Genomic DNA, 19052 nt, shown 5'->3' on the forward strand with positions numbered 1-19052 from the left:
TGCGCATATAGGCGCGCCGGGGTGGCGTCGCGGCCGGGCGCGCCTATATGCGCAGGAGTTGCAGGGCGCTGAGGGACGGCGGGGCGCGGGTGCCCCGGGTGTCGGTGTGGCCCGGGAGAGCGGGCGCGGTGTCCGCGACCGGGGTCCCGGCGGACCGCGGGAGGTCCGGCAGGGCGGGTGCGCCGGCCACACCGGCGGCTGCACAGGTGGCGTCCGCGTGCCGGAGGTGGCCGTCGTGGCCGCCCTCGGTGAGCGCGGCGTGCCCGCACGGCGCGGAGGCCCGGCCGTGCGCGGACGCGGACGCGGGCGCCGTCACCGGAGCGGCGGCGTGGTGGCCGTGCCCCCGGTCGGCCGTGGGGGCCGGGGTCGGCCCCAGGCCGTGCATGGCCAGCACACCGGCCAGCAGCACGAGCACCAGCACCGGCAGGGCTCGTGCCCGACCGTGCCGTGCCGAACGCCGCTGCCGCCCTGTCATGGCGGTCATCGTACGGGTGCCGGGAACGGATTTCGTGGATGGGCGGGGCATGCCGTACAGTAGGGATCACCGACGCGGGGTGGAGCAGCTCGGTAGCTCGCTGGGCTCATAACCCAGAGGTCGCAGGTTCAAATCCTGTCCCCGCTACTGAAGGCGAAGGCCCGGCAGATTCTGCCGGGCCTTCGTGCTGTCGGCATGCGGAAGCCAGGCCGACCCGCGTGCCCTTTCCGCGACCGTTCCGCCCACCGCCGCGCGCCCGTGCGCCGGGTTGACCTTGTCGCGACGTCAACGTTTCTACTGGCCGCATGCGGATCGGAGAACTCGCCGCACTCGCCGGGGTCAGCACCCGCGCCGTGCGGCACTACCACCGGATCGGGCTGCTGCCCGAGCCCGCCCGCCGTGCCAACGGCTACCGCGCGTACGGGCTGCGCGACGCCGCGGTCCTGGTCCGGGTGCGGCGGCTGACGGAACTGGGGCTCAGCCTCGACGAGGTACGGGACGTCCTCGCCGACGAAGCGGGCCGGGACCTGCGGGACATCCTCACCGAACTCGACGCCGACCTCGCACGGCAGGAGGAGGCGGTCCGGCAGCGGCGGGCGCGCCTCGCGGAGCTGCTGGCCCAGGCGGCGGACGGCGAGGGCATCCCCGCCGAGGGCCCGGTGTCGCCCGAACTGACGGAGGTGTTCCGCCGGATGGCCCGCACCTCCGCCCGGCTGCCCGGTCCCGAGCCCGAGATGGCGGCCCGGGAACGGGAGTTGCTCGCCCTGCTGGAGGGCTCGGCGCAGGCGGCCGAGACGCACGGCTGGCTCACCGGCATGCTCCAGGCTCTCGGCTCCGATCCGGATGCGATGCGCCGTGCGTACGACGTGTACGCCCGGCTGGACGAACTGGCGGAGGCGGACGTGGACGACGAACGGATCGACGCCGTGGCCCGGGCCGTGGTCGACGCGGTGCCCGAGGAGGTGGCCGCGACGATGGGCCGCGGCGTACGTGAGGCGACGCGCAGCGCGGACGACGACGCTTTCGCGGACGCGCTGTTCGCGGACTTCGCGCCCGCCCAGGCGGAGGCGGTGCGGCGGGCGATGCGGCTGATGCAGGAGCGTGCCGGATGAGCCGGGCGGTGAAGCGGACGCCCGGCGCCCTCGCGGCGGTGGTCGCGTCGCGGTCCGGTCGCGCCCTCGCCTCCGTGGCCGGAGCCGTACGGGCCGCGGTGCCCGTGCCGCTGCGCCGGTTGCTGTGGCACGAGCTGCTGCTGTGGGCCTCCCTGCTGCGCTGGGTCGCACGGCGGCCGCAGGGCGTCGGGCCGGGGGACACGGCGGTCGCCTATGCCGGGGCGCAGGCGGCCATGGCGTGGGGGCTGCTCTTCGTGTCCGTGGTGGAGACGGTCGCTCTGGCGTTCCTGATCCCGTGGCCGCTGGTGCACGCGGTGCTGCTGGTGGTCGATGTCTGGGGGGTGTTCTTCGTGGTCGGACTGCACGCCTCCTGCGTGGTGCGGCCGCACGTCGTCGGTGCCGACGGTTCGCTGCGGGTGCGGTACGGGGCGCTGGTCGACGTCACCGTGCCGGCGCACCTGATCGTCTCGGCCCGTGTGGACCGGCGGTACCCCACCGGATCGCTGCTGCACCTGGGCGCGGACGACGCGGTGGACCTGATCGTCGGGTCCTCCACGACGGTGACCGTGCGGCTCGCCGAGCCGGTCGCGTTCCGGCGGCCGCTGGGGCGCACGGCCCGGGCGCGGACGCTGCGGTTCCACGCGGACGAGCCGGGGCCGCTCGTGGCCGCCCTCGCCCCGCGCGAGCCCGAGGCGAAGCGGTAGCCGCCGACAGCCCCTGCGGGGCGCGCCGAGCGGCGGGTGTCGGTGGGTGGTGGGACGCTGAGAGAGCAGAGGTGCTGCGACCGGAGGACAGAGGGGCTCCCCATGATCACCACCGACTTCGTGAACGGATCACCGTGCTGGCTGGACCTGGGGGCGCCGGACGTCGACGCGGCGGCCTCCTTCTACAGCGGGGTCTTCGACTGGGAGTACCAGTCCTTCGGGCCCGACGCGGAGGGCTACGGCGCGTTCCGCAAGGACGGCAGCACGGTGGGCGCCGTCGGAAAGCTCACCGAGGAGGGCGCCCGCTCGGCGTGGATGGTCTACTTCCGCACCGACGATGCCAAGGCCGTCGCCCAGCAGGTGGAGAGCGCGGGCGGCGCGTTGCGCGGCGAGCCGATGGACGCCGGTCCGTGGGGCACGATGGCGCAGCTCACCGACCCGCAGGGGGGCCAGTTCGCGGTCTGGCAGCAGGGGGCCGAGAGCAGCGGTCTGGAGCGCGTGGACGACACGGGGTCGCTCGGCTGGATCGAGTTGTACACCCCGGACGCCGGAGGTGCGAAGGACTTCTACCGCGGGCTGTTCGGCTGGCAGTACGAGGACATGCCGATGCCGGGCGACGACAGCATGACGTACACGCTGATCACCCCGGCCGGGAAGGAGGCCGAACGGATGCACGGCGGGCTGATGCAGATGCCCGCCGACCAGCTTCCGCAGACCGGCGGCAAGGCCTACTGGCACCCCGTCTTCGGCACGGACGACTGCGACGCCACCGTGGCGCGGGTGCGGCAGCACGGCGGCGACCTGCTGATGGGCCCGGAGGACGCGGAGGGCGTCGGCCGGATGGCGGTCTGCACCGACCAGAACGGCGCCGAGTTCGTCGTCCTCAAGCCCGCGCCGATGGAGGGCTGACGCCGCGTCCGGCGGGGCCTGCGCCCGGCCGGTCCGAGGCGTGCACGATAATGGGCGCATGCGGATCTCGGCCAAGGCGGACTACGCGGTGCGGGCCGCGCTCGAACTCGCGGCGGCGGGGGACGCCGGTCCGGTGAAGGCCGAGGCGCTCGCCCAGGCGCAGGGCATTCCGCACAAGTTCCTCGAGGGCATCCTCGGCGACATGCGGCGCGGTGGACTGGTGGTCAGCCAGCGCGGAGGCAACGGCGGTTACCGGCTGGCCGCGCCCGCCGAGAACATCACCATCGCGGACGTGATCCGCGTCGTCGAGGGGCCGCTGGTGTCCGTGCGCGGTGCCCGGCCCCCGGAGCTCTCCTACACCGGCCCGGCGGAATCGCTGCTGCCGCTGTGGATCGCGGTCCGGGCCAACGTGCGGCAGATCCTGGGCGAGGTCTCGCTCGCCGACGTCGCCGCCGCGCGGCTGCCCCGTCGCGTGCACGCGCTGGCCGAGGATCCGGACGCCTGGACGAACCCGTAGTACTGCGGTGCTCTCGATGATCATGCTCTGAACTGCGGCGTTCTCACCCTTCGAGACCGCGCTTGCGCGGCGTCGTGTTCTCGTGGACTCTATTCCTGTAAAACCAGTAGGGAAACTAGGGAAACGAGGGGGCGGCGCTCCCGGACGATTCCCGCGGTCGAGTGAGTGGGGTGGAGATGCGCACGCTGATCGTGCTGGCGCTGGCCGGCCTGGGGGCACAGCTGGTCGACGGGAGCCTGGGCATGGCCTACGGCGTCACCTCGACGACGCTCCTGCTCGCCGCCGGCACCAATCCGGCCGCCGCCTCGGCCACCGTGCACCTGGCCGAGATCGGGACCACGCTCGCGTCCGGCCTGGCGCACTGGCGCTTCCGCAACGTCGACTGGCGGCTGGTCGCCAAGGTCGGCGTCCCCGGCGCGGTCGGCGCGTTCGCCGGTGCCACCGTGCTCAGCGGGCTCTCCACCCAGATCGCCAAGCCGGTGATGGCGGTCATCCTCATCGTTCTCGGCCTCTACGTGCTGACCCGGTTCACCCTCGCCGGCCTCCCGACCGGCAATCTCGGCAAGCCGCTGCGGAACCGTTTCCTGTCGCCGCTGGGTCTGGTGGCCGGGTTCGTCGACGCCACCGGCGGCGGCGGGTGGGGGCCGGTCGCCAACTCCACCATCCTGGCCAGCGGCCGGCTGGAACCGCGCAAGGTCATCGGCTCGATCAGCACCAGCGAGTTCGTGGTGACCGTCGCGGCGAGCGCCGGGTTCCTCGTCGGCCTGGGCACCGAGGGGGTCAACCTCGGCTGGGCGGCGGCCCTGCTGGTCGGCGGCGCGGTCGCCGCGCCGTTCGCCGCCTGGCTCGTACGGCACGTGCCGCCGCGGGTCCTCGGCTCCGGCGTCGGCGGCCTCATCATCGTCACCAACGTCCGGACGCTGCTCGACGGCGACCTGGTCACCCTGGGCGGTACGGCGACGACCGCCGTGTACGCCGCGCTGTTCGCGGTCTGGGCCGCCGCGCTGACGTACGCGGTCCGCGCCCACCGGCGCACCCGCGCCCGGGAGATCGAGGTGGCGCGCAGTCGCGTGGCCGAGGGTGCGGAGGAGCACGAGCAGCAGCGGGCGGTTCCCTCCGCCTGAGCCCGGCCCGTGGCCGGGACCGCCGCACGCGTCTTGCCGAGACGGCCTCCCCGCACCAAGCTGTCCTGGTATGGACCTGGAGCTGCGGCATCTCAAGGTGGTCCGCGCCATCGCCGAGGCGGGGAGCCTCACCGGCGCGGCGACCCGGCTCGGGCTCGCCCAGCCGGCCCTGAGCACCCAGCTCAAGCGCATCGAGCGGCTGCTGGGCGGCCCGCTGTTCGAACGCGGCAGGTCGGGCGTCCGGCCCACGCCCCTCGGCGAACTCGTCGTGGCGCGGGCCGCCTTCCTGCTTCCCACGGTGCGCGATCTGCAGGAGGAGGCGGTGCGCCTCGCCCAGGGACGGGACGCCGGCACCGACCGCTTCCGGCTCGGCGGTACCCACGGGCCGCTGCTCGGCGGCCTGGTGGACCGGCTCGCCACCGTCCGCCCGGACGCGCCGGTGAGCACCTGCACGTCCTGGTCGGAGGGCGAGATCGCCGAGTCGGTCGTGCGGGGCCGCCTGGACTTCGCCCTCGTGGGTGCGTGCGGGGAGAGCCCGGCGCCGCTCGCGGACCGGCTCGTGTGGCGGGAGGTGGGCGTCGATCCGGTGTTCGTGATGCTCGCGAACGACCACCCGCAGGCCGCCCGGGAGGAGGTCGCCCTGTCCGAACTCGCCGGTGAGGCGTGGACGGACGTGCCGGGGGACGGCTGCTTCGCCGACTGTTTCGCCGCCGCCTGTGCGCGGGCGGGATTCACCCCGGCGCGGGTGTACGAGACGGACACCGCGTCCTGCGTGCACCTGGTGCAGGTGGGGCGAGCGGTGGGACTGTGCCGCGCGACCTTCCCCACGACGCCCGGCATGGTGACCCGCCCGCTGGCCGGGGCGCCGCTGCGCTGGCGGCACCTGCTCGGCTGGCACGAGGGTGCGCCGGCCGCACGGCGCGCCGCCGAGGTCGCCGCCGCCGCCCGCGCCGCGCACCGGGGCGCGGTCGCCGGCAGCACCACGTACCGGCGGTGGCGCGAGGCGCACCCGGAGTTCGCGGACGGTTCACCGGCCGCGGCCTGAGTCCCGGTGGTGTCGCCGGAGCGTTCGTCGGGGCCTCGCGGCGGCCGGGGCGGACACGAGCGGACCGTCGGCGGGCCCGGGACATAGCACCGGGGGAGGGGCGGGATGACAGCTCCCGGGAGGGCGGGCGCGGTGCCAGATTGGGCGGGCACCCCCGACCCCAAGGAGAATCCCATGCTCCACAGACGTGCCCTGGGCGTCTGCGCGGCCGTGCTCGCCGTCGGCGGCCTCGGTCTCGCCGGACCGTCCGCCGCGGCGCAGCCGGACGCGCGCACCGCGGCCTACTCCGCGGCCACCGCCGACGACGTGCCGCCGTCCCTGCTGGCCGCGATGCAGCGCGACCTCGGACTCACCGCCTCCCAGGCCCGGGAGGCGCTGGTCAACCAGTACGAGGCGGGCGCCACCGCGGGCGAGCTGCGGCTCGCGCTCGGCGACAGCTTCGCAGGCAGCTGGGTGACCGGCAGGACCGGCGCCACACTCACCGTGGCCACCACCGACCGCGGCGAGGCGGCGGAGATAACCGCCCGCGGCGCCCGCGCCGAGGTGGTCGAGCACAGCCTCGCCGAACTCGACGCCGCCAAGGCGGAGCTGGACCGGGCGGCCGAGCGCCGTGCACCCCGCCACTCGCCGGTCTGGTACGTGGACACCCGTCACAACCAGGTCGTGCTGCTCAGCTCCGACCCCTCGCGGGCAGGGGAGTTCGTCCGCGCCGCCGGGGCGGACCGGGACGCGGTGACCGTGCGGCGTTCCGACGAGCAGCCGCGCCCGTACTACGACCTGCGGGGCGGGGACGCGTACTACATGGGCAGCAGCGGGCGCTGCTCCGTGGGCTTCGCCGTCACGCGCGGCGGGCAGGCAGGGTTCGCCACCGCCGGGCACTGCGGCAGGACCGGCACCAGCACCTCCGGCTTCAACCGCGTGGCCCAGGGCACCTTCCAGGGGTCCAGCTTCCCCGGCAACGATCACGCCTGGGTGGCGGCGAACGGCAACTGGACCCCCACGGCCCGGGTGAACGGCTACGGCCGCGTACAGGACCGCGCGGTGACCGGTTCGACCGTGGCGCAGCCCGGTTCGGCGGTGTGCCGCTCCGGTTCCACGACCGGCTGGCACTGCGGCAGGTCCAGCAGCTCAACACCAGCGTCACCTATCCGCAGGGCACGGTGTCCGGGGTGACCCGCACCACCGTCTGCGCCGAACCCGGTGACTCCGGCGGGTCGTTCATCGCCGGCACCCAGGCGCAGGGCATGACCTCCGGGGGCTCCGGCAACTGCTCCTCCGGCGGGACGACCTACTTCCAGCCGGTGAACGAGGCGCTCCAGACGTACGGACTCACCCTGTACACCGGCGGTTCGGGCGACCCCGGAGACCCGGGGGGCCCCGGTGATCCGGGCGGCACGTGGGCGGCCGGCACCGTCTACCAGGCCGGTGACACCGTGACCTACGGCGGGGCGACCTACCGGTGCCTCCAGGGCCACCAGGCGCACACCGGATGGGAGCCGCCGAACGTACCGGCGCTCTGGCAGCGCGTCTGAGGCGTGTGCTCCGCGGCTCCGCGGCTCCCCGTGGATGCCCTCCTCCGGTCTCGTGGGCCGGAGGAGGGCATCCCCGTGTACGGGGTGCGGGTGCGGGCGGGCCGGAGGGCGGACGGGGGCGGCCACGAAGAAACCTACTCGCGAGTATTGACAGGGCTGCGACACGCCCAGCATCCTCCGGATAACTTACTCAAGCGTAAGTTACTGTCGGTAATCCCCCCCAGTGCCCGACCCCCACCCCACGGCACCCCCGACGCTCCCGTGAGGAGTCGCCCGTGAAGTCCCGCCTGCTGCGGGGCGGCAGCCGCCTGCCCCGAAGAGTTCTGACCGTGCTGCTCACCGCCGCGACGGCCGCCTCCCTCGGTCTGGTCTCCGCACCCGCGGCGGCCGCCGAGGAGAACCGGCCGCCGTTCTACGAGCCCCCTGCCACCCTCCCCGCGCACAACGGCGACGTCGTCCGCTCCGAGCCGTCGGTCTTCTACCTCGACCCGCTCAAGGTGCTGAAGGTCGACGCCGTCGTGAACCGCGTGATGTACCGCTCGACCGACGGGAACGGCGAGGCGATCGCCGTCACCGGCACCGTCATCACCCCGAAGACGCCCTGGACCGGCGAGGGCGAACGGCCCGTCATCGGCTACGCCCCCGGCACCCAGGGGCTCGGCGACCACTGCGCGCCGTCCCGCCGACTGGCCGGCGGCACCGAGTACGAGGGCCTGTTCGCCAAGGGCCTGCTCGCCCGCGGGTACGCGATCGCCATGACCGACTATGCGGGCCTCGGCACCCCGGGCGTGCACACCTACGTCAACCGCGAGGTGTCCGGCAACGCCGTCCTGGACGTCGTCCGCGCCGCGCAGCGGCTCCCGGAGGCGAAGCTGCCGGACGACGGCCCCGTGGCGATCACCGGATACTCGCAGGGCGGCGGCGCGGCCGCCGCCGCGGCCGAACTCGCCCACAGCTACGCCCCCGAGCTGGACCTCGAGGGCGTGGCCGCCGGAGCCGTCCCCGCCGACCTCGCCCCCGTGGCCGACCAGCTGGACGGTTCGCTGTACGCGGGCTTCCTCGGCTACGCCGTCGCGGGCCTGTCCGCCGGCTACGACCTCGACCTGGGCCCGTACCTGGACGAGGACGGCGAGCGGTTCGTCGCCAGGGCGCAGGAGTACTGCACCGAGGAGGCCGTGCTGCGCATGGCCTTCACCCGGTCCAGCACCCTCACCGAGGACGGCCGGCCGCTGACCGACTACCTGGACGAGGAGCCGTTCGCCTCCGTCGTCGCGGAACAGGAGATCGGCGACGGCACCCGCGCCCCGCAGGTGCCGACACTGGTGACGCACAGCCTGCTGGACGACGTGATCCCGTACCGGGTCGGCCGGGAGATGGCCGCCGACTGGTGCGCGGCGGGAGCGGAGGACGTGCGGTTCGTCTCCAACCTCGGGCCGACCCACCTGGGGGGCGCGGTCGCCGGGTTCCCGACGGTGTTCGGCTGGCTGGAGGGGCGGTTCGACGGCCGTCCGGCGCCGTCCAGCTGCAGCCGCCTGTAGCGCGCGGTGAGGGAGGCCGGGCGACGCGCCGTCGCCCGGCCCGGCCCTCGCGGCGCACGCCCGTCATCCGCACACGTCCGCGCCCGTCGGGCCCGTCGTGTCCGCAGCGCTCCGCGCCGCGGTCGCCGCGGCCGGCCCGGGCGCGGCCGTGAGCCGTACGAGCACGGCCGCGATGTCGTCGTGCAGCGGCCGGGACGCGGCGGGTTCGGCGATCCGCTGCACCGCCGCCTCCAGGCCGCCGCCGGCCCCTTCCGGTCCTTCCGGTCCTTCCCGTCCGCCCGGCGCGCCCGGCGCGCCCGGCGCGGACCCTGCCGTACCGCCCCACCAGGCCAGACGTTCGCAGAGCGCGGCCACCCCGTCCGCGTAGTCGCCGCCGCGGCGTTCCACCAGGCCGTCCGTGTACAGCAGGAGGGCGCCGCCAGGCGGCAACGCGGTCTCCGTCACGGGGTAGTCGCGCTCCTCGAAGGTGCCCAGCGGCACCCCTCCCGGCACCTCCAGCTCCCGCACCCGGCCGTCCCCCTCCAGCAGCAGCGGGTACGGGTGGCCCGCGCGGGCGACGCGCAGCACGCCGTCGCGCGGGTCGATCTCCGCGACGCAGCAGGTGGCGAACCGGTCGGTGTCCAGCTCCTCCAGTGCCAGACCGCCGCGCACCAGCAGGTCGGCGGGCCCGTGACCCTCGGAGGCGTAGGCGCGCATCGAGGTGCGCAACTGGCCCATCACGCCCGCCGCCTGGACGCTGTGCCCCTGCACGTCGCCGATGATCACCGCGACCCGGCCCTCCGAACGGGGCACCACGTCGTACCAGTCGCCGCCCACCTCCAGGCCCGCCGAGCCGGGCCGGTAGCACGCCGCGACCTCCAGTCCCGGCGTCTGCGGCAGACGCATCGGCAGCAGCAGGCGCTGCAGCTCCGTCAGGTACCGGCGGCGGGTGTCGTGCAGCCGGGCACGGGCGATGGACTGGCCGAGGATGCCTCCGGCGGCGGTCAGCACCGTACGGTCGTCCGAGGTGAAGGAGCGCGGCCGGTCGTAGATGAGCGTGCAGACGCCCACCAGTCCCTCCGCCGACGTCATCGGCAGCAGCGCCCACGCCTGCTGGCCGGCGGGCGGCGCGAAGTGCTCGCCCGGCATGCGTTGCGTCCACTCGCGGGGCGACTCCACGAACATGGGGTTTCCGGAGCGGAGCGCGTCCAGCAGCGGGTCGCGGTGCACGCGGCGGGCGAGCCGTTCCATGCGCCGTGCGTCCGCCGCGTCGAACCCGGTGCTGCCGACCAGCCGCGCCGGGCCGTGCTCCTGGCGCAGGTACACCGCGAGCCACCGGGCGCCGAGGGTGGGCATCGCCTCCCGGATGACGGTCTGCACCACGTCGTCCGTGGTCACGGCGGCCGTCAGGCCGCGGGTGAGGTTGAGGACGAAGTCCCTGCGGGTGCGCCGTTCCTCCTCCCGCTCGATCTCCTCCGTGCGGTCCTGCGCGATGCCGGTCATGCCCCGCGCCTCGCCGCCGTGCAGGAACACCACCCGGCTCTCCGCGTCGATCCAGCGCACCGAGCCGTCGGGGCGGGCGATCCGGAACACGGCGTGGTACCTGCCGGTGGTCCGGCTCTCCGCCACGGCCTCCTCCACCACCCGGCGGTCCTCGGGCAGCACGGCGGCGAAGAACGTCTCGATCCGGCCGTCGAAGGCGTCCGGTGCGATGCCGAACAGCCGGCACAGCCGCTCGTCCCAGACCAGCCGCCCGCTCGGGAAGTCCCAGTCGAAGGAGCCGATGCCCGCGCCCGCCATGGCCAGGTCGAGCATCGAGACCCGGCCCCGGTCGGTGGCCAGCGCCACCGGAGGCTCCCGCTCCGTCGCACTGCCGGACGCCACGGAGGCGCCCCGCGACCTCGCGGGCGAGGGCCCGCCGATGGCACCCGGGTTGCCGTCGCCGCCCGCGTCGCCGACCCCGTCGTCGCCGTCGTCGCCGTCGTCGCCGTCGCTCGCGAGGATCCGCTGCCGCCGGTGCGCGCATACGGTGGCGACGGCTCGCAGCCTCGCCCGGTGCCCGTCCATCGCGGCGAACCCGGCGGGCAGCAGGAGGGCGAGGACGCCCAGGCAGTCGCCGTCGGCGAGCAGCGGCAGTGAGACGTAGACGTAGTCGGCGCCGGCGCCCCGCAGCCGTGCGGCCGGCTCCGCCAGGGTGCGGGGGAAGTCGGCGGCGGGCGAGTAGACCGGCACCCGCGAGCGCACCGCCTCCGCGACGGGGACGTCCCAGCCGACGGTCATCGTGGCGTACGCACGGAGGGCGGCTTCGCTCACACCGAGGGAGGCGTCCAACGTCAGCCGCCCGTCGGCGTGCTGACGGTAGAGCGCGCCGACCCGCTGGGCGTCCTCGGGAAGGGCGGCGTCCATCGCGGCGGACAGGAGCGTCGGGGCGTCCACGCAGGTCAGCAACCGGACGAGGGCATGGTCGCGCCCCCACGTGATCGGGTCGCCTGCCATCTGCGGCTCCTCGGCACCGGAGCGTTCGCCTCCCTTGTCATGGTGGGGCAGAAGGGGCCGGACCGCACTCCCGGGGCGGTGGGGACGGGGCCGGGCCGACGGCGGGCGAACCGGCCGAAAATCGTTCCCCGGAAGAGGCGGAAAACGCTGGCTCACGGGCGCCGCGCGAGGCACCATCGGCGGTACACCCTCTTGGTCGCCGGGGTCCCCCGGCCGGTAGCAGGAGACCGATCCCCCATGCGCGCATCCTGGACCACCGTCGTCCGCCTGTGCAGGGAAGTGGCCTACGGCATCGATGCGGTGACCGCCGTCAGGCACGGCAGGCAGCCGGGCGTGCCGCCGTATCCGCCGCCGTCGCTCTTCAGCGCGCCGTCCGACGTTCCGGCACGCGTTCCGCTGCCGCAGCCGCGGCCACCTCGCTCCTGACGAACGGGCAGCCGCCCGGGGCGCCCGGCAATCCGTCCTCCGGTCCGGCCACGGGTTCCCCGTGCGCCGTGCGCCTCGTCAGGCGCGTGCGGCGGCGGCGAGGGGCCGGACACGGCCCTCGATCATCGCCGCCAGGCCCCGTACCGCGCACCCCGCCGGATCCTCCGCGACGTGCACCGCCATACCGGTGCTCGCCCGCAACCGGCTGTCCAGGCCGGGCAGCAGCGCGGTCCCGCCGGCCAGCACCATGCCCCGGTCGGCGAGGTCGGCGACCAGGTCCGGCGGGCAGCGGTGCAGCACCGAGCGGATCGCGTCCACCAGACCGGTCAGCGGTGCCTGGATGGTGGCGCGCACCTCGCCCGGGTCGATCCACACCGTCCGGGACAGGCCGGTGACCACGTCCCGGCCGTGCACCTCGGTGGGCCCGGCCGCTCCGGAGGCCGCCCCGTGCAGCGCCAGGTGCAGCGGCCGTACGGACTGGTTGAGCAGCACGATCTCGTGCTCGTTGCGCAGGTGCTGGACCAGGGCCGTGTGGATGGTGTCGCCGCCCATCGGCACCGTCGCCGCCGCCACCACCGCACCCAGCGCCAGCACGGCCACCTGGGTGGTGGTGGCCCCGCAGACCAGGATCATGGTGGCCTCGGGCTGCTCCACCGGCAGTCCGCAGCCGATGCCGGAAGCGGTCGGCGCGTCGACCAGCTCGACCCGACGGGCGCCCACGCCGGCCAGCGTCTCGATGGCCGCGCGGCGGGCGAGCGGGCCCGCGTCGTGCGGCACGCAGGCGGCCGCCCGCAGCGTGGGCCGGAACCGCCAGGCACGGCGCACCTTCCCGCCGATCATCGCGCGCAGCATCCGCTGGGCCATCTCGATGTCGCTCACCGTGCCGCCCGCCACCGGCCGGACCACCCGGATGTGCTCCGGCGTGCGCCCCTCCATCCGTTCCGCCGAGGCGCCCACCGCGATCAGCGCGCCGGAGAGGGTGTTGACGGCGACCACGGAGGGGGCGTCGACGAGCAGCCCCGCATCCTTGACGTGCACCCGTGTTCTGGCGGCACCGACGTCGACGGCCACGGAGCAGCGGCGCAGCTGGTCAAGGCTGAAGGTCACGGCGGATCGGGTCCTTCCCGGTGGGTGGTCGGCGGGCCCGGGCCGCCCACCCCGGCGGCCCTCACGACCACTCTGCGGGCGTCCGGGCGGTCCCGCCCGCTGGGATGGTCCGGACGGGCGAGGCCCGGTTGCGGGGCGTCCCGCCCGGTCCTCCACCGCCTACTCCGCCTGTGCCACGCGGCGCTGACGCCGGGTCAGTCGCGGGCGGCCCGGGCCAGCGCCCCGGAGGTGTCCTCCTCCGCCTGCTCGCTGAACTGGGTGCGGTACAGCTCCTCGTACCGTCCGCCCAGGTCCAGCAGTTCGGCGTGCGTCCCGCGCTCCACGATGCGGCCCTCCTCCAGCACGAGGATCTGGTCCGCCGCGCGGACCGTCGACAGCCGGTGTGCGATGACCACCGAGGTGCGGTCCGCCAGCGCCTCGGCCAGCGCCTCCTGCACGGCCGCCTCGGAGGTGGAGTCCAGGTGCGCGGTGGCCTCGTCGAGGATGACGACGCGCGGCCGGGCGAGCAGCAGCCGGGCGATCGTGAGCCGCTGGCGTTCGCCGCCGGAGAGCCGGTAGCCGCGTTCGCCGACGACGGTGTCCAGGCCGTCCGGCAGGGCCGCGACCAGGCCGTCCAGGCGGGCGCGGCGCAGCGCGTCCCACAGTTCCTCGTCGTCGGCGTCCGGCCGGGGCAGCAGCAGGTTGGCGCGGACGGTGTCGTGGAAGAGGTGGCCGTCCTGGGTGACCATGCCGAGGGTCCGGCGCAGCGACTCGGCGCTCAGGTCCCGCACGTCCGTCCCGGCCAGCCGCACGGCGCCGCTGTCCGTGTCGTACAGCCGCGGCACGAGCTGGGCGACGGTGGACTTGCCGGCGCCGGACGAGCCGACCAGGGCGATCATCTGCCCGGGCTCCGCGCGGAACGAGACGCCGTGCAGCACCTCCTCGCCGCCGCGCCGGTCCAGGGTGGCGACCTCCTCCAGCGACGCCAGGGAGACCTTGTCGGCGGAGGGGTAGGAGAAGCGGACGTCGTCGAACTCCACCGACACGCCGCCCGCGGGGACGGCTGTGGGGCGGGGCCGCTCGGCGATCAGCGGCCGGAGGTCGAGCACCTCGAAGACCCGCTGGAAGCTCACCACGGCGCTGCTCACCTCCACCCGTGCGCTGGCCAGTGCGGTCAGCGGGGCGTAGAGGCGGGTGAGCAGCAGGGCGAGGGCGACCACCGAGCCGGGGTCCAGCGTGCCGCGCAGCGCGTAGAAGCCGCCGAGGCCGTAGACGAGCGCGAGGGCGAGCGCCGAGACGAGGGTGAGCGCGGTGATGAAGTAGTGCTGGAGCATCGCGGTCCGCACGCCGATGTCCCGCACCCGCCGCGCACGGGCCGCGAACTCGTCGGACTCCTCCGCGGGCCGTCCGAAGAGCTTCACCAGTGTGGCGCCGGGCGCGGAGAAGCGTTCGGTCATCCGGGTGCTCATCGCGGAGTTGTGGGCCGCGCGCTCGTGCTCCATGGCGGCGAGCCGGGTGCCCATCCGGCGGGCGGGCAGCACGAACACGGGCAGCAGGGCCAGCGCCAGCAGGGTGACCTGCCAGGAGAGCGTCAGCATGACGACCAGCGTGAGCAGCAGCGTCACGAGGTTGCTGACGACGCCGGAGAGGGCGCCGCTGAAGGCGCGTTGTGCGCCGATCACGTCGTTGTTCAGCCGGCTGACCAGGGCTCCGGTGCGGGTGCGGGTGAAGAAGGCGACGGGCATCCGCTGCACGTGGTCGTAGACCGCGGTGCGCAGGTCGAGGATGAGGCCCTCACCGATCCGGGCGGACAGCGCACGGGTGGCGATGCCCGCCGCCGCCTCGGCGAGCGCGATGCCCGCGATCAGCGCCGCGAGGCCGAGCACCATGCCGGTCGACGCGCCGCCCACGATGGCGTCGACCACCCGGCCGGCGAGCAGCGGGGTGGCCACCGCGAGGCCCGCGACGACGCTGCTGAGCAGCAGGAAGAACAGGATGCGGCGGTGGTGGGGGCGGGCGAAGCGGACGATGCGGCCGAGGGTCTCCCGGGAGAACGGGTTCTCGCCCTCCTTGGCGTTGCGGGCGTGGTGCAGAGCGCTCCACGCGGTGATCTCCATGCTCATCGCGTTCGTCCTCCGTGAGGTCTCGCCGGGTGCGACAACTGCGACGCTAGAATTTCAACTTCACTTGAAGTCAAGGGGCGGACGGACGTCGCTATTCCGCCGGCGGACCGCAGGCGGCCCCGGCCGGCCGCTGCGGGTGCCGGGCGGGGGACCACTGCGGGCTGCGGCTCAGCGTTCCGCGTAGACGATCCACACCTGCCCGCGGTCGAAGGGCATCCGCGCGCCGCCGGGCAGGGTGAACGCGGTGCCGTCGGCGGCCGAGGGCCGCTTCCAGCGCACGTCGTACGCCCGGCCGTCGCGCAGCACCTTCGCCCGCCCGGAGCCGACGCTCTCGATGTACGGCGTGACGGCCCCGGCGACGTCGCGGAACCGCGAAGGGCGCATCGTCACGTACTGCACGACCACGGTGGGGGCGCCGAGCCGGTCGCCGTCCGTGCCGCGTGCCGGTGCGCCGTCCATCGAGACCAGCCAGCGCTCCTGTTCGGCCGACCAGGTGAAGCCGAAGCGCGCGGCGGGGTAGCGCACGGTGTGGCTGCCGTCCTTCGTCCCGCCGTCCGGTGCGGGGCCGAAGCGGAACCCGATGTCGCGCGGCCGGCTCGGGTCCTCGGCGGTGCGCAGGGCGGCCTTCGGGCGAACGTAGAGGTTGTCGGGCACGGCCCGGCCGGAGGAGCGCGTGTACGCGTTCGGCGACTCGCCGGCCGGCACCCGGCGGACGGGCGACTTCCGCAGGTCGTCCTTGAGGGCGCTGCGCACGCCCGAGTAGGCGAACGCGGGGTGGCCGAACTGCCGCAGCAGCTCCAGGTCGGACTCGCGGGCGCTGCGCACCGGGCCGACCCGGTCGGGCGTGCGGCTCGCGTAGACGGCCATGAGGCGGCTGAGGCCGCCCTCGACCTTCTCCACGTACACCAGGTCGGCCGCCCGGAGGCCGGTGTGCGGGCGGGCGGAGGGGGTGTTGCCGAGCTTGACGGCCAGCACCCCGTGCGGCTTCCCCTCCTCCCCGGTGAAGGGGGAGACCGCGGGCGCGTCGGGTGTCTCGGGTGTGCCGGTCGGGGGCTGGGCGGTGGGCTGCGGGGTCGGGGTGGAGGGGGGATCCTCGTCGCCGTTCTGGCCGGTGCAGGCCGCGGCGGCGAGCGCGAGGACCAGCACCCCGGCCGGGACGGTGCGGCGCCGCGCCCGCTGACGCCGTCGTCTCGGGCGTATGTCGTCCCTGGCGAGTGTCCCCACGGCAGCCACCTCCCGTACGGGTCGTCCTGGTGTTCGACCCCTGCCTGCAGTGGTACCCCCGAACGAGGGAGCCGCACCGCGGGTGGGTCTGGTGAAGATCCTCCGCTCCGTCGGGCCGCCTCGCACGCGGGTCTATCCGCCGATGGTCTACGGAAAGTGATTCCGCAATTCCGCATTGCACCGTCCTTCGGGTCGGTGGCGCGTTTTCGACGGTCGATATCCACGTTCCGTCATGCAGTGCCTGCACGCCGCACGCAAGGGCGGTGGATGAAATTCCGCTTTCCTTCGCGACTCGCCTACGCACCTCTCTGACCGGCTGTGATGGCGTCACGACCTGGAGTCGCACCCGAGATTCATGCATGCGGAAGCGGCAGCAACATGGTTATGATTCACGGCAGTTGAATCGTCTGCGTCATGCGGGCCACCCAACTTCCCTGCGTTTCACGGAGATTGCAATGCCTCACCCGTACAACGGCATGACGGCCGCCGACCTGCACGACGTCGCATGGCAGAAGAGCCGCTTCAGCAACCAGCAGGGTACGTGTGTGGAATTCGCGAAGCTGCCGGGCGGCGACGTCGCGGTGCGCAATTCCCGGTTCCCGGGCGGCCCGGCGCTGGTCTACACGCCGGCCGAGGTGGAGGCGCTGCTGCTGGGCGTCAAGGCGGGCGAGTTCGACCACCTGGTGCACGACTGACCGAGTCCCGCCGGGCTGCTCCAGGGCTGCCCGGACGCGTGGTGCCCCGGACCCGTGTCGGCAGGGCGGACGCGGTGCCGGGGATTCAGGCGCGGGACGTGCCCGGCCGGGACGAGCGGGGCGCGTAGCGGAACATCGCCCACACGACCTTGCCGGTCCGCACCCCGGTCAGCCGGTGCCAGCCCCAGCCGTCGCTGAACGAGTCCACCAGGTACAGCCCCCGTCCCGATTCGGCGGCGAGTCCGGGGCACGCCTCCAGCGCGTCGAGGTCGGCGAACTCGGCCAGGTCCCGCAGTTCCTCGCTCAGGCCCGCCGCCTCGGTGGGCAGACCCGGCGCGGACCGCCTGCCGGACGCCGGACCTGCGGCGTCGGGACATCCGGCCGAGGAGGGTCCGCTCTTCTGCGGCGGCGCCTCGCTGGGGTCGCGCACCGCGCACACGAGCCGGGCCGACCAGCGCATCAACTGGAGCCGCACCCCCTGTCCGTGGCCGCCCCCGGGCTCCTGCCGCGAGGGTCGCGGGTCAGGGTGCCGTGCGTCCGGGCGGCGCTGGTCCGGAACGCGCCGATGCCGCACTTCCGGGGCCACCGGGTGCGCGGGTCCCGGCGGGGCGTCCGTGCGCAGTTCCAGACCGTGCCGCAGGGCGTTGGTGACCAGTTCGGAGACGACCAGGGCGATCTCGTCGAGGTCGCGGGTGATCTCCCAGCGCTGCAGGGTCCGACGGGTGAAGTCCCGGGCGCTGCGCACCGCCTCGTGGCGCGGGGGCAGCGCACAGGTGGCGGAGCCCGACAGCGTCTCGGAACCGAGCGGCGGGAGGCCGCGCCATAACGGCTCGATCACGGCGGTCGGTCGTTCGGTCCCCATGACGAGCCACTCCAGGCATGTGCGGTCGTGAACGATCCTGGTCGGATCCGGTCGTTCGTGTTCCCCGTGCGCGCGGTCCTGCCCGTGGTGTGGTCGAGGGTTCAACTTCTATGGCCGCGCGTGCACTTGTGCGATGTCATCGTTCCGAATGCTCCGTACATATGCAAGGGCAGATGCACGTGCATCTGTAAGTTTCCGTCGTGTGTAACCGCACGGGCACGGAACGGAGCCCGAGATGGCAGACTGCTCCGTTCAGGGGTGGAGGTTGACGAGATGGACACCAGGACGGCGGGTGCCGTGGGCGGCGCAGCGCAGGGCGCCAGCGGTTCGATGGTCCGCCGCATCCTGCTCGGGTCCCAGCTGCGGCGGCTGCGGGAGGCGCGCGGGGTGACCCGGGAGGCCGCGGGCTGGTCGATACGCGCCTCCGAGTCCAAGATCAGCCGCATGGAGCTCGGCCGGGTCGGCTTCAAGACCCGCGACGTCGAAGACCTCCTCACTCTCTACGGCGTCACCGACGCCGGGGACCGCGAACCGCTGCTCGACCTGGCCCGGGACGCCAACAAGGCCGGCTGGTGGCACAGTTACAGCGACGTGCTGCCCGGCTGGTTCCAGACCTACGTCGGACTGGAGAGCGCGGCCTCCGGGATCAACACCTACGAGGTGCAGTACGTCCACGGCCTGCTCCAGACCGAGGAGTACGCCCGCGCCGTCGTCACCAGCGGCCGGAACGGGCTTCCCGCCGAGGAGGTCGAACGCCGGGTCGCGCTGCGCATGGAGCGGCAGAGACTGCTGCTCGCCGACGACCCGCCCCGGTTCCTGTGCGTCCTGGACGAGGCCGCTCTGCGGCGGCCGTTCGGCACCCCGGCCGTGATGAACCGGCAGCTCGAACACCTCGCCCAGCTCTCCGAGCGCGACAACGTCACCCTCCGGGTCTTCCCGCTCGGCGCCGGCGCGTACTCGGCGGAGAGCGGCGCCTTCACGCTGCTGCGCTTCCCCGAGTCCGACCTCTCCGACATCGTCTACATCGAGCAGCTGACGAGCGCGCTCTACCTGGACAAGCCGGAGGAGGTCGAGCGCTACGACGGCGTCCTCTCCCGTCTGGTGGAATACGGCCGCTCCGCCGCCGAGACCCGCGACCAGCTGCTGCGCCTCCGCCGCGCCGACTGAGCGGCCCCGCCCCGCCGGTCTCCGGACGGCGGACGCCC

General features: G+C 74.3%; 16 protein-coding genes, 1 tRNA gene and 1 pseudogene. 12 read left to right on the forward strand and 6 right to left on the reverse strand.

What is annotated here, in order from left to right; all coding sequences use genetic code 11:
• Positions 1–43: 43 nt before the first annotated feature.
• Complete coding sequence (locus tag RM572_RS23615) at positions 44–475, reverse strand: DUF6153 family protein (protein WP_311675427.1); 432 nt, start codon at positions 473–475, stop codon at positions 44–46.
• A 73-nt stretch (positions 476–548) separates the two neighbouring features.
• On the opposite strand from RM572_RS23615, the gene RM572_RS23620 reads away from it, so the two are divergent.
• The 9 genes and pseudogenes from RM572_RS23620 (at position 549) to RM572_RS23660 (ending at position 8956) form a co-directional block, all read left to right on the forward strand.
• Positions 549–622 (forward strand) — tRNA-Met (locus RM572_RS23620).
• 158 nt (positions 623–780) lie between these two features.
• Positions 781–1587: a MerR family transcriptional regulator gene (locus RM572_RS23625; RefSeq protein ID WP_311675428.1), complete on the forward strand. Its 807-nt coding sequence runs from the start codon at positions 781–783 to the stop codon at positions 1585–1587.
• Positions 1584–2291 carry a hypothetical protein gene (locus tag RM572_RS23630; RefSeq protein ID WP_311675429.1) on the forward strand — a complete coding sequence of 236 codons (708 nt, stop codon included), beginning with the start codon at positions 1584–1586 and terminating at the stop codon, positions 2289–2291. Before RM572_RS23625 ends, RM572_RS23630 begins: the two co-directional genes overlap by 4 nt.
• A gap of 102 nt (positions 2292–2393) precedes the next feature.
• On the forward strand, positions 2394–3200 hold the full coding sequence (locus RM572_RS23635; protein WP_311675430.1) for a VOC family protein: 807 nt from the start codon (positions 2394–2396) through the stop codon (positions 3198–3200).
• 58 nt (positions 3201–3258) lie between these two features.
• A complete protein-coding gene (locus tag RM572_RS23640) occupies positions 3259–3717 on the forward strand; it encodes an RrF2 family transcriptional regulator (RefSeq protein ID WP_136183018.1) in 459 nt (152 codons plus the stop codon).
• Positions 3718–3893: 176 nt separating this feature from the next.
• On the forward strand, positions 3894–4841 hold the full coding sequence (locus RM572_RS23645) for a sulfite exporter TauE/SafE family protein (protein ID WP_311675484.1): 948 nt from the start codon (positions 3894–3896) through the stop codon (positions 4839–4841).
• A gap of 70 nt (positions 4842–4911) precedes the next feature.
• Complete coding sequence (locus tag RM572_RS23650) at positions 4912–5886, forward strand: LysR family transcriptional regulator (RefSeq protein ID WP_311675431.1); 975 nt, start codon at positions 4912–4914, stop codon at positions 5884–5886.
• Between the two features lie 174 nt (positions 5887–6060).
• Positions 6061–7418, forward strand: a pseudogene (locus tag RM572_RS23655) (carbohydrate-binding protein).
• A 275-nt stretch (positions 7419–7693) separates the two neighbouring features.
• A complete protein-coding gene (locus RM572_RS23660; RefSeq protein ID WP_311675432.1) occupies positions 7694–8956 on the forward strand; it encodes a lipase family protein in 1263 nt (420 codons plus the stop codon).
• A 63-nt stretch (positions 8957–9019) separates the two neighbouring features.
• On the opposite strand, the gene RM572_RS23665 is transcribed toward RM572_RS23660, so the two are convergent.
• Complete coding sequence (locus tag RM572_RS23665; protein ID WP_311675433.1) at positions 9020–11431, reverse strand: SpoIIE family protein phosphatase; 2412 nt, start codon at positions 11429–11431, stop codon at positions 9020–9022.
• A gap of 237 nt (positions 11432–11668) precedes the next feature.
• On the opposite strand from RM572_RS23665, the gene RM572_RS23670 reads away from it, so the two are divergent.
• The gene (locus RM572_RS23670; protein WP_311675434.1) at positions 11669–11857 is read left to right on the forward strand and encodes a hypothetical protein; all 189 of its coding nucleotides are present in this window, start codon (positions 11669–11671) and stop codon (positions 11855–11857) included.
• A 78-nt stretch (positions 11858–11935) separates the two neighbouring features.
• Here the strand turns inward: RM572_RS23670 and RM572_RS23675 are convergent, their stop codons facing one another.
• From RM572_RS23675 to RM572_RS23685, 3 genes are all read right to left on the reverse strand, one after another.
• A complete protein-coding gene (locus RM572_RS23675; protein WP_311675435.1) occupies positions 11936–12964 on the reverse strand; it encodes a rod shape-determining protein in 1029 nt (342 codons plus the stop codon).
• Positions 12965–13158: 194 nt separating this feature from the next.
• On the reverse strand, positions 13159–15066 hold the full coding sequence (locus tag RM572_RS23680) for an ABC transporter ATP-binding protein (protein WP_311675436.1): 1908 nt from the start codon (positions 15064–15066) through the stop codon (positions 13159–13161).
• Between the two features lie 168 nt (positions 15067–15234).
• On the reverse strand, positions 15235–16290 hold the full coding sequence (locus RM572_RS23685) for a DUF3048 domain-containing protein (RefSeq protein WP_311675437.1): 1056 nt from the start codon (positions 16288–16290) through the stop codon (positions 15235–15237).
• 455 nt (positions 16291–16745) lie between these two features.
• Here RM572_RS23685 and RM572_RS23690 point away from each other — a divergent pair, with 455 nt between their 5' ends.
• A complete protein-coding gene (locus RM572_RS23690; RefSeq protein ID WP_027764139.1) occupies positions 16746–16985 on the forward strand; it encodes a DUF397 domain-containing protein in 240 nt (79 codons plus the stop codon).
• An 85-nt stretch (positions 16986–17070) separates the two neighbouring features.
• Here RM572_RS23690 and RM572_RS23695 read toward each other — a convergent pair whose 3' ends face one another.
• Positions 17071–17847: an ATP-binding protein gene (locus tag RM572_RS23695; RefSeq protein WP_311675438.1), complete on the reverse strand. Its 777-nt coding sequence runs from the start codon at positions 17845–17847 to the stop codon at positions 17071–17073.
• Positions 17848–18120: 273 nt separating this feature from the next.
• Between RM572_RS23695 and RM572_RS23700 the strand changes: the two genes are divergently transcribed.
• Positions 18121–19014, forward strand: coding sequence for a helix-turn-helix domain-containing protein (locus RM572_RS23700; protein ID WP_311675439.1), 894 nt, complete (start codon positions 18121–18123; stop codon positions 19012–19014).
• Positions 19015–19052: the final 38 nt, after the last annotated feature.

Origin of the sequence: Streptomyces hazeniae (assembly GCF_031845485.1) — a bacterium.
Taxonomy (GTDB): Bacteria; Actinomycetota; Actinomycetes; order Streptomycetales; family Streptomycetaceae; genus Streptomyces; species Streptomyces hazeniae.

Bases quoted from the DNA above. Each gene is read 5' to 3' on its own strand.
- RM572_RS23615 (WP_311675427.1), bottom strand. From the start codon at position 475: ATGACAGGGCGGCAGCGGCGTTCGGCACGGCACGGTCGGGCACGAGCC.
- RM572_RS23625 (WP_311675428.1), top strand. From the start codon at position 781: ATGCGGATCGGAGAACTCGCCGCACTCGCCGGGGTCAGCACCCGCGCC.
- RM572_RS23630 (WP_311675429.1), top strand. From the start codon at position 1,584: ATGAGCCGGGCGGTGAAGCGGACGCCCGGCGCCCTCGCGGCGGTGGTC.
- RM572_RS23635 (WP_311675430.1), top strand. From the start codon at position 2,394: ATGATCACCACCGACTTCGTGAACGGATCACCGTGCTGGCTGGACCTG.
- RM572_RS23640 (WP_136183018.1), top strand. From the start codon at position 3,259: ATGCGGATCTCGGCCAAGGCGGACTACGCGGTGCGGGCCGCGCTCGAA.
- RM572_RS23645 (WP_311675484.1), top strand. From the start codon at position 3,894: ATGCGCACGCTGATCGTGCTGGCGCTGGCCGGCCTGGGGGCACAGCTG.
- RM572_RS23650 (WP_311675431.1), top strand. From the start codon at position 4,912: ATGGACCTGGAGCTGCGGCATCTCAAGGTGGTCCGCGCCATCGCCGAG.
- RM572_RS23665 (WP_311675433.1), bottom strand. From the start codon at position 11,431: ATGGCAGGCGACCCGATCACGTGGGGGCGCGACCATGCCCTCGTCCGG.
- RM572_RS23670 (WP_311675434.1), top strand. From the start codon at position 11,669: ATGCGCGCATCCTGGACCACCGTCGTCCGCCTGTGCAGGGAAGTGGCC.
- RM572_RS23680 (WP_311675436.1), bottom strand. From the start codon at position 15,066: ATGAGCATGGAGATCACCGCGTGGAGCGCTCTGCACCACGCCCGCAAC.
- RM572_RS23690 (WP_027764139.1), top strand. From the start codon at position 16,746: ATGCCTCACCCGTACAACGGCATGACGGCCGCCGACCTGCACGACGTC.
- RM572_RS23695 (WP_311675438.1), bottom strand. From the start codon at position 17,847: ATGGGGACCGAACGACCGACCGCCGTGATCGAGCCGTTATGGCGCGGC.
- RM572_RS23700 (WP_311675439.1), top strand. From the start codon at position 18,121: ATGGACACCAGGACGGCGGGTGCCGTGGGCGGCGCAGCGCAGGGCGCC.